This window comes from Indolivaga capnocytophagoides, assembly GCF_036511535.1.
Taxonomy (GTDB): Bacteria; Bacteroidota; Bacteroidia; order Bacteroidales; family Dysgonomonadaceae; genus Dysgonomonas_A; species Dysgonomonas_A capnocytophagoides.
The window spans coordinates 3,941,244-3,954,479 of record NZ_AP028867.1 but is presented as its reverse complement, the minus strand read 5'-3'; the positions used below and the strand labels follow the sequence as shown (position 1 = coordinate 3,954,479).

Below are 13,236 nucleotides of genomic sequence, written 5' to 3'. Positions count from 1 at the left end.
AATAAAAATTATTCTACGATTTCTGTGATCTGACCAGCACCTACTGTACGTCCACCTTCACGGATAGCGAAACGTAAACCTACGCTACATGCTACTGGATAGATAAGTTCTACAGTAATTGTCAAGTTATCACCAGGCATTACCATATCTGTTCCTTCTGGAAGAGAGATTTCACCTGTTACGTCCAATGTACGGATATAGAACTGAGGACGATATTTGTTGTGGAATGGAGTGTGACGACCACCTTCTTCTTTCTTAAGGATATAAACCTCAGCTTTGAATTTAGTGTGAGGTGTTACTTTTCCTGGGTGAGTGATCACCATACCACGTTTGATTTCTTCTTTATCAACACCACGAAGTAGAAGACCTACGTTGTCACCAGCTTGACCTTCGTCAAGAATCTTACGGAACATTTCAACTCCTGTAACAACTGATTTTTTACCTTCTGATCCAAGACCAATGATCTGAACTTCTTCACCTGTTTTGATGATACCAGTTTCGATACGTCCTGTTGCTACTGTACCACGACCTGTGATCGAGAATACGTCTTCAACTGGCATAAGGAATGGTTTATCAACATCACGTGGAGGAAGTGGAATCCATGTATCAACAGCATTCATAAGTTCCATTACCTGACTAACCCAAGGTTCAACACCGTTTAGTGCTCCTAGAGCTGATCCACGGATAACTGGAGTATTGTCACCGTCGAATTCGTAGAATGAAAGAAGTTCTCTCATTTCCAATTCAACTAGTTCTAACATTTCTTCGTCTTCAACGATATCGCATTTGTTCATGAAAACAACTAGACGAGGAACGTTTACCTGACGAGCTAGAAGGATGTGCTCACGAGTTTGAGGCATAGGACCATCAGTTGCAGCAACTACGATGATAGCACCGTCCATTTGAGCTGCTCCAGTAACCATGTTCTTTACGTAGTCAGCGTGACCTGGACAGTCAACGTGAGCGTAGTGACGGTTAGCTGTTTGATATTCTACGTGAGATGTATTGATTGTGATACCACGTTCTTTTTCTTCAGGAGCGTTATCGATTTGATCAAAAGATTTAGCTTCAGAAAGACCTGCGTCTGCCAATACTTTTGTGATGGCAGCAGTAAGAGTAGTTTTACCGTGGTCTACGTGACCGATTGTACCGATATTTACGTGTGGTTTCGACCGGTTAAAATGTTCTTTTGCCATAATAAAATGTACTTATTAATTAATGATTGCTTATTTATTTTTTCCGTTTATCAGGATGCTACTGCATCTCAAAAAAAACTCTAGCCTCTACGCAAATTGCTTATCGGCAATCTTTGAGCCCATGACGGGACTTGAACCCGTGACCTCTTCCTTACCAAGGAAGTGCTCTACCACTGAGCTACATTGGCGAACAGAGCGGAAGACGGGGTTCAAACCCGCGACCCTCAGCTTGGAAGGCTGATGCTCTATCAACTGAGCTACTTCCGCAAAGAGTGGGCAGTGATGGATTCGAACCACCGTAAGCTTACGCTATCTGAGTTACAGTCAGACCCATTTGGCCACTCTGGTAACTGCCCATTTTCTCTTTACAAACAGATTTTAATCTGTTTATTTTTTTGAGCCTCTTGTCGGATTCGAACCAACGACCCCGAGATTACAAATCACGTGCTCTGGCCAGCTGAGCTAAAGAGGCATCTTTCAATATTTCATTGTTACAGAGAACAAAGCGCTGTTTCGACTTTGTAATTTGTGCGAAACGGCGACAAAAATAGATATTATTTTTTATAATCGCAACAGTTCTGCAAATTTATTTTTCTTCGCAGCGACATTTTAGCGGATATCGCATTTTTGATTGTACAAAGAAAGGTATAATAGTTTAGATATACCACTAAAAAAGCTGAATTTTTAAAATACCGACCTCTTTAATCTTCAAAAAAACTGCCGGACATTTTTCTTGTCCGGCAGCCCTATTTATATTGTTACTTATTAGCTCTTTGCTTTTTCTTTATATTTTACCAATTGTTTTTCGAGAGCTTCGGTACATATATCTATTGCTTCTTCGAAACTTTCGGCCACCTTACTCGCAAACAGGTCGTCGTTTTTCACATTCAATTTAATTGAAGCCTCTTTATTCATCTTTGTCTCAGGTTTCACCACCTTCAGTATCACTTCGGCTGTTAATATATCGTCTGAATATTTTTCTAGTTTAGTTACTTTCTTTTGGATAAACTCTTTCAGTTTGTCAGTTGCATCAAAGTGCAGCGATTGAATGTTAATGTTCATGATAAATTCCTCCTTTATTATTGGTTGTTTACACTTATGCTCGAGGATGAGCTTTATTATAAATTTTCTTTAGTTCATCAAACGATGTATGTGTATAAATCTCTGTCGAAGCTAAGCTCGAATGCCCCAGCAATTCCTTCACTGCATTTATATCCGCCCCGTTATTTAGCATTCCTGTCGCAAACGAATGCCTCAATACGTGAGGGCTTGCCTTGGTCAAAGTCGGTATCCACCTGAGATGGCTTGTCACCACACGATGCACCAGCATTGGATATATGGGTTCTCCGTCTTTTCTAACAAAGAAAGTCTCGGTTTGGTTCTCAAATATTTCGCATCTCACCTCCAGATATCGCTCCAACAGCTCGATTGTCCGCTTACTGATGGGGATAATGCGCTGTTTATTACGCTTTCCGGTAACCCGGATGTTTCCTGCAAAAAAATCGACATCAACATCTTTTAACCCAATCAGCTCTGCTCGCCGCATACCGGTTACATAGAACAGTTCTAGAATAACTTTATCTCTAAACGCTTCATAATCGTCATCAGGAACATCAATATCGAGTACTTTCTCCATATCGTTGTAATTAATAAACGAAGGAATTGGCTTTTTTGCCTTGGGACCGGTAATCCTTTTCATCGGATTGGATGTTATTTCCCCCACACGTTGCAGATAACGGTAAAACGATTTTAAAGAACTTAGCTTCCGATTTACAGAACGAGCTGTATTTTTGTGCTCCATCAATGACATGATCCATGCTCTGACAATATTTCCATCAACGGTTTCCAAAGCATATTCAGGATAATTACGTTCGAGATAATCCGCAAACTGCATCAGGTCTGTAGAATAAGAAATCTCCGTATGCGAAGAGTAATTCTTCTCATAACGGAGATAGCTTATATATTTTTCCACAATCGTCATACCCTATATTACTTTGGTTGATGACGAAGTTAGGAAAACACTGTTACAAATACAAATTTAATTATTCTTCTGTTTGTTGAAGTTTTTGTACATAAACAGCATGTATTTTTTGCTTTCTATTTGTGATTGAAGGTTTTTCGAAAGCTTGACGACGACGTAATTCTTTTACAACGCCTGTTTTTTCAAATTTTCTTTTGAATTTTTTTAATGCTTTTTCGATGTTTTCACCTTCTTTAATTGGAACTACTATCATGATTTTTTGTTTTAATTCGTTTTTTATAAATGAAATTTGTTTTGATTAGCTGTGTAATCTGCATATAATGCAAATCACATACTCTATACATACACCTTAGTATATGTAAGAACGGTTATAACTTTATATATGTCTATTTAAGTTTTAATCAAAACCTCCCTTCATTTTCGGAGTGCAAAGATATAATTTTCAGCTATAAAAACAAAATTTCGATATAAATAACTCTACTATAAATAAAATTGCACAGTTCGACACGCCGATACAGAACCAAAATCAATCGGAGGTTTTTTATCAATAATATCACAACCGACTCCAGATACGTCTAAAGCTTGTCTGTTAAATTTATTAACCAGTCGGCGTTTTTTTTATGATTTATTTATTATTAAATATAAAATATCTTACCTTTGTTACATATTTATATACTATAAGTGATTATTATGTGGAGTTATTTCTCCCTGTTGAGTTGTTTTTTGTTATTAGGCATTTGCCTTTGCGCTGCTTGTGAGAAGCATTTTCTCATGAGAAACCTGTATCGACGAAAATTCTATCTCGTCTTAACCTGAATCTAATGAGTTGCTTATGGTCACATATAAATATTCAAACGGGTAAAGAACACACACTTTCTTTACACCGCAATCTGACCAGAACAAAATCATCACATTATTTAATATTTAAACTATCTGAAATTATCATGAGGAGAAAACTATCTTTTCTGCTTTTTGCTGTTTTATTTTGTTCAATTTCAGCCTTTGCCCAAACAACGATCAAGGGTAAGATAATTGACAAAGACACTAAAGAACCACTAATCGGAGTATCTGTATTTTCTGAAGTGGCTAAAACCGGAACATCAACTGATCTTGACGGATCTTTCATCATCAAGGTTACATCAGCATCCGGCAAACTAGACATTACTTATGTCGGATACAAGAGCATGAAACTTGATGCTGCCGCCGATTTAGGTACTATAGAAATGGAAAGTGATGCGATCGGACTTAAAGATGTGGTAGTTACATCATCCATCGCTATCAGACGTAAAACACCGGTAGCAATTTCGGTTATCGAACCCGAAATGCTCGAAACCAAATTAAGTTCTCAGGAATTCCCTGAAATATTAAAATCGACTCCCGGAGTATACGCAACCAAACAAGGTGGCGGATACGGAGACTCTCGTATCAACCTTCGCGGATTTGAGTCTGCAAACATCGCCGTTATGGTAAACGGGGTTCCCGTTAATGATATGGAATGGGGTGGAGTTTACTGGTCTAACTGGGCTGGTTTATCTGAAGTTACACGCTCAATGCAGGTACAACGCGGACTTGGAGCTTCGAAAGTTGCAGCTCCATCTGTGGGGGGTACAATTAATATTGTAACCAAATCAACTGACGCAACCAAAGGTGGTTTCGTTTCTTACGGACTAGGTAATGACAACTACAACAAGATAGCTTTCAGCGTATCTACCGGTCTTTCTAAAAACGGATGGGCTATGACTTTACTTGGTTCTAAAAACTGGGGAGACGGATACATCATGGGAACTGAATTCGAAGCATACACTTGGTTCGTTAATATCTCTAAGATCATCAACGACAACCATCAATTGTCATTCACGGCTTTCGGTTCTCCTCAATGGCACAATCAACGCTATAACAGTGACTACTTAACCATCAAAGAATGGGCTCAACAAAAAGACGGTTATAAATTTAATCCAACATACGGATTTGATGCTCAGGGAGAGCGTATAAACGCAAACCGTAACCGTTATCATAAACCTCAAATCTCGTTGAATCACTTCTGGACTATCAATGATAAATCGAGCTTGTCAACTGTTGCATATGTATCAATAGGAGATGGAGCTGGACGTGCATGGCGTGGAGCTAACTACAACGGATTATACGGAACAAACTCAACTCCGGATGCCGATGGCCATCTGTTGAATAATGATCCTTATGTAAGAAATTCACTTACCGGATATATGGATTATACTAATCTGCAAACAGATAATAATGCAAACGCAAATGGTTCTCAGGCCATTATTACTGAGTCAAGAAATAATCACTTCTGGACAGGACTTCTTTCAACATATACTACTAAGTTAGGTGAAAACATTGACTTCTACGGGGGTGTCGACATTAGATACTATGCAGGTCTGCATGATAGCAAAATAATAGACCTGATGGGTGGAAATTTCTATATAGATCCACAACGTAAAGTAAGCACATTAAAAGAATCAAACTGGCCGAATATAACCGAAGACTATAGAAATCAAAAACTAAAAGTAGGTGATGTAGTGTATCGTGACAATACCGGATATGTTTCTCAAAACGGAGTTTTTTCACAAGCTGAATATAACAAAGATGCTTTAAGTGTTTTTGTTTCCGGATCATTATCAGCAAGTAGCTACTGGAAAGAAGATCGCTATTACTATGGTAAAGGTCAACAGAAATCCGACACTAAGACATTCTTAGGATTTAGTGCAAAAGGTGGAGCGAATTATAACTTGACTGAAGAACACAATGTATTCTTCAATACAGGATATGTATCTCGTGCGCCATTTATGAGTGGCGGCTACTTTACAAGCATACATACAAGCAATAATGTAAATAAGGATGCAATCAACGAAAAGCTATTTTCTGCGGAAGTAGGATATGGTTATCGCTCTAGATACCTTTCTGCAAACCTGAATGTATATTATACAAAATGGATGGACAAAACAATGGTAACATCAATAGGTAGTGATCGTAACGCATTTGTAAATATGAGTGGAATAAATGCCCGTCATCAAGGTATAGAATTAGACTTCGTTGCAAAACCAATCCGCAACCTCGAAATCACAGGTATGCTTTCATTAGGAGATTGGATTTGGGATAGCAAAGCTACCGGATATGCTTACATGAGTACAGGTGAAGCAACCAACGATGGTAATACCCCCTTGGCCGATGGAGAAGTACACAAATCATTTTTCGTTGATATGAAAGGTGTACGTGTAGGAAACTCTGCTCAAACATCATTTTCTGCAGGAGCCAGCTATAAAATATTCAACGAAAAGCTTACTCTAGGTCTAGACTATACTCACTATAGTCGCAACTATGCTAATTTCAAAATAGAAATGCCAAACGTAGGCGGTACATACAAATACTATAGCCCTTGGGTAATTCCAAGCTATGGAACACTGGACGCAAGAGCAAACTACAGATTCAAAATCGGAACATTAGATGCGACGATTATCGGTAATGTCAATAATGTACTTAATCAAGAATACATTGCTGATGCTATGGACTACAAATCTCGTACCGAAGGAGGCAGCACTTGGGAAGACGTAGGTGTTATGTATGGATTTGGTCGTACTTATACCGCATCATTGAAAGTAAAATTCTAACCTAAAATAAGATTTTTAGAAAATGAAAAAAAACATATATCTAGTTGTAGCACTACTCACAGGAATGTTTTACGCTTGTGACTACAACGAACACTATTTCGACGATTTTGAGGATAAAACTAAACCTGAGAATATAGCATCCTACGAATATACATTTCAAGATGCAGACGTTTCGACAATTGTAACTGCTTTAAGGTCAAACAAGACTGCATCTGACAGTGCATTAGCAGATGCATTCAATAAGGCTAAAGTATTTTCGGAAGGACTTCCAGCCTCTAAATTGATTCCTTACCTCTTGAAAACTAAATATATTGCAGGAGATGTTGGTTCACAAGCTAAAATCACTTACAATTATGATGAAAAGAGAGATTCGGTCGTAACAAGCCTTTCAACTAAATCGCATGAAATGAGTGCCGCTGACTACAAATTGGTCTGGGGAGATCTTTACCCAATGGCTTTCACTCCTAAAAAAGCTCCGGCAAGTAATATTCCTACGATTTTGAAAGAACGTTACAAGGATGCTAAAAAAGGTGATTTAAAGAACGTTACTTACGAATATTCGACAGATGAACCTGTAGATGCTACGGTAGTGGGTAAAATTCTTGCAAAAGAGGACTTCGAAACACTAAAGGCTTATGATAATGTAACTATCAAAGGATGGCAAACTCAAGATCTTTTGGGAACATTCAGCTGGCAAGGTCGTTCATACAATAACAATATATTTGCTAACGCATCTTCATATAATTCGAAAGGAAAGAACGATATTTATATGATCTCACCTGAATATAACTTGTCTACAATCAATAATCCTCATCTGTCTTTTGATGTCAATGTCCGTAACTTCACCGAAAACTGTTTATCGATACTAGTTTCAGACAATTTTGATGGCACCAATATCAACAGTGCAAAATGGACTGATATCTCCAAATCATTTGATGTATCTCTTATTACAGATAAAGATAGTCCCGACTATGACAAATTAAGAGCTGCAGGTATGGGATCTCTGGCCGCATTCAATGGTAAAAAGGTACATATTGCATTCAGATACCAAGGGGATGATACATCTACCCCTAAAAGAACAACTACTTACCAGATCGATAATGTACAAGTATTCGAAGCCATACCGGGCGTGAAAGTAGAAGAATCATCAACTGTATATGCTGCTTATGAATTTGATGGATCTGTATGGAAAGCATCAACCGGAAAAGAAATTCTTCAGCCGTCAGATTACACAGCAATGAATGTTACTAACCTGACTACCGATAATGCTACTCCATATATTTCAACATATCTGAAAGCTAAATATCCTTATGATCAGAAAGGTGCTACACGTGTTGTTGTTTACAAAACTAAAGATTCTAATCAGGCAGACGAATACATCTTCGATGGTACTTCTTGGACACCTAATACATTTATCGTAACCAAAACCGATCAGTTTGTATTTGCCAATGTGAATGGTGTAAAACAATGGATATTTGATCCGACAATTGCTGAAACGATGCAGAAGTCAGACTATCAGATCATAGTCGATTATGTAAAAGCCCATCAGGCTGTTGATAACCCTGCGTTATGGGATACAAGAGGTAATGCCGAATTTTATTACGGATTCAGCGCATATTATCCAAATGTTAGCTATCGTGATAAAGACCGTACATTAGATCCTCTTTATCCGATCAATGGAACATCTGCTGAAAAAGAGAAGTTCTGTAATGACCGTACTGTTGAAGGAGTTCAGGTATTCTTATCTGAAAAATATCCGAATGCTACACCAATGGTAAGTGGAGTTATACAGTATGCTCAGATCACCTTAAAGGTATACTCAAGCCATGTAAGTACTTTAAGCAACGAAATCTGGACATACAAAATGCAATGTACAGGAACTAAAGAGTGGAAGTTTATCCAACGCGAATCGTCTGACCGTTCTGGTTATATCGAAACCGCCGAATAATAACGCTCTCCAATATTATAAAAGAAGGCTTATCCCCGAAAGGATAAGCCTTCTTCTTTTTAGGAATGATTATTCGGATTGTGAGCGGATTTTATATTCCTTTGTATTTTCTATTTAAAACACTAAACATAGATTAGTAAAAGGTCTTAGACCTCAATTTTAGCGTATGGAAAAGATTACAAGTCTCCAAAATACAAGGATAAAGAATATAGTAAAGCTAGGAAAAGCAAAGGAACGCAGAGAGCAGGATCTCTTTATTCTAGAAGGTGCACGAGAGTTAACATTGGCTCTTTCAGGCGGGTATAAACCCGATTCGGTATTTGTGTGCCCCGAATTATTTACGAAGACCGATTATCCTCATGTGCTTGACTCTATAACAGAAGATCTGATCTATGAGGTATCTCAACAAGTATTCGAAAAAGTAGCGTACCGTGAAGGTTCTGATGGACTTATCGCTCTTATGAAGCCAAAACAGCATAGTCTGGTCAACTTATCAATCAAAAGCAATCCGTTCATCATCATATTAGAGGCAGTCGAAAAGCCCGGAAATCTCGGAGCAATACTCCGTACTGCTGATGCAGCACAGGTAGATGCCGTTATTGTATGCGATCCTCAAACGGATGTGTATAATCCCAATGCAATACGGTCGAGTGTAGGTTGTATATTTACAGTTCCGGTAGCAGTCTGTTCATCAACTGAAGCTCTGGCATGGCTTAAACATCAAGGCATAACCTCTTATGCGGCAGAATTGCAAGCATCCGAATGGTATCAGGATGTCAACTATACAACTCCTTCGGCTATTGTGATGGGAACTGAGGCCGACGGACTAACAGACTTCTGGCTCAATAATGCAGACAAGCGTATCAAGATACCTATGAGGGGAAAGATAGACTCTCTGAATGTTTCGGTTTCAACAGCTGTAATAACATTCGAGGCAATGCGGCAAAGAGGATTTTAGTCAACAGACAACTATCATTCAATACATTATATAACAAAAGAGGCAAACCCGAAAGTTTACCTCTTTTTATATCTTATGTAGATAGTCTACTTAATTAGTTTGCTGGAGCTGGTACTGGTGCAGGAGTTGTATTAGCCGGAGTCGGAAGAGTCGCTGGCTGTGGTGAGTTCATATCAGGAGCCTGAGTATTATCTACCGGAGTCTGCACTTGCTGTTGTGGTTGTTGAGCAGAGTAAGTAATAAACTTAGTGCTTAACATACTTAATACGATGATTGCTCCGGCCAGACACCATGTTGCTTTCTCAAGGAAGTCTGCAGTTTTAGGAGCACCCATAATTTGATTTGAAGAAGAAAAGTTTGAAGATAAACCTCCTCCTTTAGATTTTTGAATTAAAACAACTAATACTAATATAATAGATGCTAGTATAGTTAGAATTGAAAATACAGTTACCATTATGATTTATTTTGTTTTTTTATTCGAATTCTTTATCAGTTTTTCCAAAAATGATAATTGGTCTGCAAAGTAAGTGTTTTTTTCGGGATAATTCAAGCTCAAACGCTTAATAATTTCATATGCCCGATTATATTTTTTCTGCTTAATATAAATATTAGCAAGAGTTTGAGTAAAAAAGATATCATCATCCAACTCCTTATCACTTGCATTCCCATCCATATCCGCATCACTGTATTCTTCTTCCGGTTGGCTTGCCAGATCAGCCTTATCTATTTTAATACGGATATCTTCCTTGTTTTCGGCTTTAGATATAAAACTGTCTATGATATCCTGATGTCTGAATGCCGGTATATCCTCTACGGCTGATATTTCGGATACAGATACCGTATCGTCCGTCAACCCCTCGTCATCAATAGAATATGCTTCAATAGAAGGCACTCCTGATGCACCAAGTGTAAAGTCGAAATTTTCGAGTAATTCATCGGTCTTACTCTTTGCATCTCCTTCGAGAGAAACCTGCTGCGACGATTCGAGATACGAAAAGTAATCGAGAGACGCCATGCTCGAATTCACAATAGCATGTTCAAGCTCCCGCTCTTCATCCTCCTTGTCGGTCAAGGTATCAAAGAAAGCGTTGATCAATATATCTGTACGATCCTGAGTCAGTTTCTTTTCCGCTTGCTTTTCAAACTCACGGAATTCATTGTTCATGACATAATAGAACAATGCCTTACGATCTATAACGAAAGCGGACAGACGTTTCAGTTCCGGCCTGAACAACTCATCATCAGCAAGATAAAGACATTTGATATACGTAAATATACCCGCCTGAAAGAAAGGATATTTCTGCGTCAGGTACTTCAATTGCGCCTGCATCCCGGCTTCGGGTTCACGCTCTAAAGTAACAAGCTGGTAAAAATCCTTTATATTCATAGCTAGTATTTTTCAAATTGAGGTCTCAGACCTATTTATTTTTTGATAAATTTAAACAGTTACTTATCTACCAATTAGACATCGTAGCATTGAATATCTGATCTACGATCTCTTTATTCAGTTCATCATAAAGCCCCTCTTCAACGCTGGATAATCCTAATCTGGAATCGAAATCACGGTATGCACTGAAAGTCTCTTCTTTATCTTCATTCGGATTTACGTTATTCCTGTATCTCACTCTCACAGCCATAGTCAAACGGGTGGTAGATGCCAGAGCATTCTCTTTCACAGCCAATCCCATCAAATCATACCTTATGATTTCTCCTTCAATCTCTATATCTGCCGGACCGTTAGATAAGATGTTCAGCTTAGTATTACGCGTAAATACATCTTTCATCTGAATATTAAATGCCGGAGCCAAAGAAGGATTAACACGCTCTGCCTGATTCTGAAAATTCTTTATATACAAAGTTTTAATTTTCGAGTAGTCGATAGATGCACCGTTAAACTGGTAAGATACCCGGCACGATACCACCGCTGCTATAACAAGCAGGCAGGCTATAAATTTATTCATAAGTTTTCTAAGTTATATTCTTTAATCTTTCGGTACAATGTTCTCTCCGATATTTTAAGATCCTGAGCTGCATATTTCCGTTTGCCATTATGACGCTCAAGAGCTTTACGTATCATCTCACGCTCGACATCCTCCAGAGAAGCGGCTTCTTCTTCGAAATCATTTGCTTCTATCTCCACAGCATCGTCTTTCATCGGACGCGGTGTCAAGGGAGTAGTATCAGGATATTTGATTGGAACTGCTATATTCTTATCCTTATCTACTACCGTAATAGATGACGCAGAAGCAAGCCCGTTTTCGGAGCCCGACAAGTGCTGAGCGACATTATCAACGGCATTTGGCGAAATTTTACCGGAAACCAGATCATGTACAACCTTTTTCAGATCGTTCATATCCTTACGCATATCGAATAAAACCTGATAAAGAATTTCACGTTCACTGTTAAACAACTTCTGATCACTACTTCCTCCGCCGGCATTAATCGTACCGACAGGCACTATACCCACCTCATTAGCCGGAAGGTATAACTTTAGGATATCGGGCGAAATTTCACGTTCTTGCTCTATGATAGATATCTGTTCGGTAATATTTTTGAGCTGCCTTATATTTCCCGGCCACCTGTAATGTTTGAGCATGTCTTTGGCTGGTTCACTTAAGACAATAGCAGGCATCTGGTACTTTTCGGCACAATCGCTCGCAAATTTACGAAACAATAGAGGTATGTCATCCTGACGGTCACGCAAAGCCGGGACCCGTATCGGAACGGTATTGAGTCTATAATACAAATCTTCCCTGAACTTACCGTTCGATGTAGCTGTTACCATATCCAGATTGGTTGCAGCAACAACACGAACATCGGTTTTCTCGACTTTAGATGAGCCGACTTTCATATATTCACCTGTTTCCAGTACCCGCAGCAAACGAGCTTGTGTTGATAAGGGTAACTCTCCTACTTCATCCAAAAATAAGGTTCCGCCGTTAGCGGCTTCGAAATATCCTTTACGGTCTCCGGTCGCACCGGTAAAAGATCCTTTTTCGTGTCCGAAGAGCTCCGAGTCGATAGTTCCCTCCGGAATAGAACCGCAATTGACTGCTATATATGTTCCGTGTTTACGGCGGCTAAACTGATGTATAATCTGCGGAAAGGTCTCTTTTCCCACCCCACTCTCTCCTGTAACAAGTACAGACATATCGGTGGGGGCAACTTGCAAAGCTACATCAATAGCCCTGTTCAGATCGGGACTGTTTCCTATTATTCCAAACCGCTGTTTTACCTGTTGTATATCGGGTTTTGCCATAATCTAAATATAAGTGAGGTCTCCTGAGACCTTTTTATAAAGTGAGATAAACAAATTTAGAAAAATTCTGATAATCGGTAATCTTATCTCTGTTCTTTTGTTGTTATAAAACAATAAAAAGGAATAAGCTCATTTACCTAAAAGGTTACAAAAGTAACTCCCGAAATGTATTTTTTCTATTGTTACTTTATTGGCTGATTTTCTTATTTCCGAATTTCTTCAATTGTTGAAAGAACGCTTTATAAGCAAGAGAGACTGAGCCTCCTTT

The 13,236-nt window shown here is 38.7% G+C and carries 11 protein-coding genes and 4 tRNA genes; 3 read left to right on the top strand and 12 right to left on the bottom strand.

The annotated features are described in order from the left end of the window. Positions 1 to 8 precede the first annotated feature (8 nt). The 8 genes from tuf to rpsU all read right to left on the bottom strand — a co-directional run bounded on the left by tuf (position 9) and on the right by rpsU (position 3,430). Positions 9 to 1,196 (bottom strand): elongation factor Tu, encoded by a 1,188-nt coding sequence (gene tuf, locus AABJ51_RS15915; RefSeq protein ID WP_026626453.1) that lies wholly within the window; start codon positions 1,194 to 1,196, stop codon positions 9 to 11. A gap of 116 nt (positions 1,197 to 1,312) precedes the next feature. After that, positions 1,313 to 1,384 (bottom strand) — tRNA-Thr (locus AABJ51_RS15910). Positions 1,385 to 1,390: 6 nt separating this feature from the next. Next, a tRNA-Gly gene (locus tag AABJ51_RS15905) sits at positions 1,391 to 1,463 on the bottom strand. A gap of 6 nt (positions 1,464 to 1,469) precedes the next feature. After that, positions 1,470 to 1,552: transfer RNA gene (locus AABJ51_RS15900), tRNA-Tyr, on the bottom strand. A 42-nt stretch (positions 1,553 to 1,594) separates the two neighbouring features. Beyond that, a tRNA-Thr gene (locus AABJ51_RS15895) sits at positions 1,595 to 1,668 on the bottom strand. A gap of 293 nt (positions 1,669 to 1,961) precedes the next feature. After that, entirely contained in the window at positions 1,962 to 2,258 is a 297-nt protein-coding gene (gene hpf, locus AABJ51_RS15890) for a ribosome hibernation-promoting factor, HPF/YfiA family (RefSeq protein ID WP_026626452.1), read from the bottom strand. A 34-nt stretch (positions 2,259 to 2,292) separates the two neighbouring features. Beyond that, entirely contained in the window at positions 2,293 to 3,177 is an 885-nt protein-coding gene (locus AABJ51_RS15885) for a phage lytic cycle repressor MrpR family protein (protein WP_338373353.1), read from the bottom strand. Between the two features lie 61 nt (positions 3,178 to 3,238). Beyond that, positions 3,239 to 3,430 (bottom strand): 30S ribosomal protein S21, encoded by a 192-nt coding sequence (gene rpsU, locus AABJ51_RS15880; protein WP_026626450.1) that lies wholly within the window; start codon positions 3,428 to 3,430, stop codon positions 3,239 to 3,241. A gap of 691 nt (positions 3,431 to 4,121) precedes the next feature. On the opposite strand from rpsU, the gene AABJ51_RS15875 reads away from it, so the two are divergent. The 3 genes from AABJ51_RS15875 to AABJ51_RS15865 all read left to right on the top strand — a co-directional run bounded on the left by AABJ51_RS15875 (position 4,122) and on the right by AABJ51_RS15865 (position 9,709). Further along, on the top strand, positions 4,122 to 6,803 hold the full coding sequence (locus AABJ51_RS15875; RefSeq protein ID WP_338373352.1) for a TonB-dependent receptor: 2,682 nt from the start codon (positions 4,122 to 4,124) through the stop codon (positions 6,801 to 6,803). Between the two features lie 22 nt (positions 6,804 to 6,825). Next, a complete protein-coding gene (locus tag AABJ51_RS15870; RefSeq protein WP_338373351.1) occupies positions 6,826 to 8,751 on the top strand; it encodes a choice-of-anchor J domain-containing protein in 1,926 nt (641 codons plus the stop codon). Between the two features lie 166 nt (positions 8,752 to 8,917). Next, positions 8,918 to 9,709, top strand: a complete 792-nt coding sequence (locus AABJ51_RS15865) for a TrmH family RNA methyltransferase (protein ID WP_338373350.1) — start codon at positions 8,918 to 8,920, stop codon at positions 9,707 to 9,709. A 94-nt stretch (positions 9,710 to 9,803) separates the two neighbouring features. Here AABJ51_RS15865 and secG read toward each other — a convergent pair whose 3' ends face one another. The 4 genes from secG to AABJ51_RS15845 form a co-directional block, all read right to left on the bottom strand. After that, positions 9,804 to 10,163: a preprotein translocase subunit SecG gene (gene secG, locus AABJ51_RS15860; RefSeq protein WP_026626446.1), complete on the bottom strand. Its 360-nt coding sequence runs from the start codon at positions 10,161 to 10,163 to the stop codon at positions 9,804 to 9,806. Between the two features lie 6 nt (positions 10,164 to 10,169). Continuing rightward, positions 10,170 to 11,096 carry a DUF8458 domain-containing protein gene (locus AABJ51_RS15855; RefSeq protein ID WP_338373349.1) on the bottom strand — a complete coding sequence of 309 codons (927 nt, stop codon included), beginning with the start codon at positions 11,094 to 11,096 and terminating at the stop codon, positions 10,170 to 10,172. Between the two features lie 67 nt (positions 11,097 to 11,163). Continuing rightward, the gene (locus AABJ51_RS15850) at positions 11,164 to 11,670 is read right to left on the bottom strand and encodes an LptE family protein (RefSeq protein ID WP_026626444.1); all 507 of its coding nucleotides are present in this window, start codon (positions 11,668 to 11,670) and stop codon (positions 11,164 to 11,166) included. Beyond that, positions 11,667 to 12,968, bottom strand: coding sequence for a sigma-54 interaction domain-containing protein (locus AABJ51_RS15845; RefSeq protein ID WP_338373348.1), 1,302 nt, complete (start codon positions 12,966 to 12,968; stop codon positions 11,667 to 11,669). Before AABJ51_RS15845 ends, AABJ51_RS15850 begins: the two co-directional genes overlap by 4 nt. Positions 12,969 to 13,236 lie beyond the last annotated feature (268 nt).

Coding starts and splice junctions, on each gene's coding strand:
- secG (WP_026626446.1), bottom strand. CDS start 10,163: ATGGTAACTGTATTTTCAATTCTAACTATACTAGCATCTATTATATTA.
- hpf (WP_026626452.1), bottom strand. CDS start 2,258: ATGAACATTAACATTCAATCGCTGCACTTTGATGCAACTGACAAACTG.
- AABJ51_RS15845 (WP_338373348.1), bottom strand. CDS start 12,968: ATGGCAAAACCCGATATACAACAGGTAAAACAGCGGTTTGGAATAATA.
- AABJ51_RS15885 (WP_338373353.1), bottom strand. CDS start 3,177: ATGACGATTGTGGAAAAATATATAAGCTATCTCCGTTATGAGAAGAAT.
- AABJ51_RS15865 (WP_338373350.1), top strand. CDS start 8,918: ATGGAAAAGATTACAAGTCTCCAAAATACAAGGATAAAGAATATAGTA.
- AABJ51_RS15855 (WP_338373349.1), bottom strand. CDS start 11,096: ATGAATATAAAGGATTTTTACCAGCTTGTTACTTTAGAGCGTGAACCC.
- AABJ51_RS15870 (WP_338373351.1), top strand. CDS start 6,826: ATGAAAAAAAACATATATCTAGTTGTAGCACTACTCACAGGAATGTTT.
- tuf (WP_026626453.1), bottom strand. CDS start 1,196: ATGGCAAAAGAACATTTTAACCGGTCGAAACCACACGTAAATATCGGT.
- rpsU (WP_026626450.1), bottom strand. CDS start 3,430: ATGATAGTAGTTCCAATTAAAGAAGGTGAAAACATCGAAAAAGCATTA.
- AABJ51_RS15875 (WP_338373352.1), top strand. CDS start 4,122: ATGAGGAGAAAACTATCTTTTCTGCTTTTTGCTGTTTTATTTTGTTCA.
- AABJ51_RS15850 (WP_026626444.1), bottom strand. CDS start 11,670: ATGAATAAATTTATAGCCTGCCTGCTTGTTATAGCAGCGGTGGTATCG.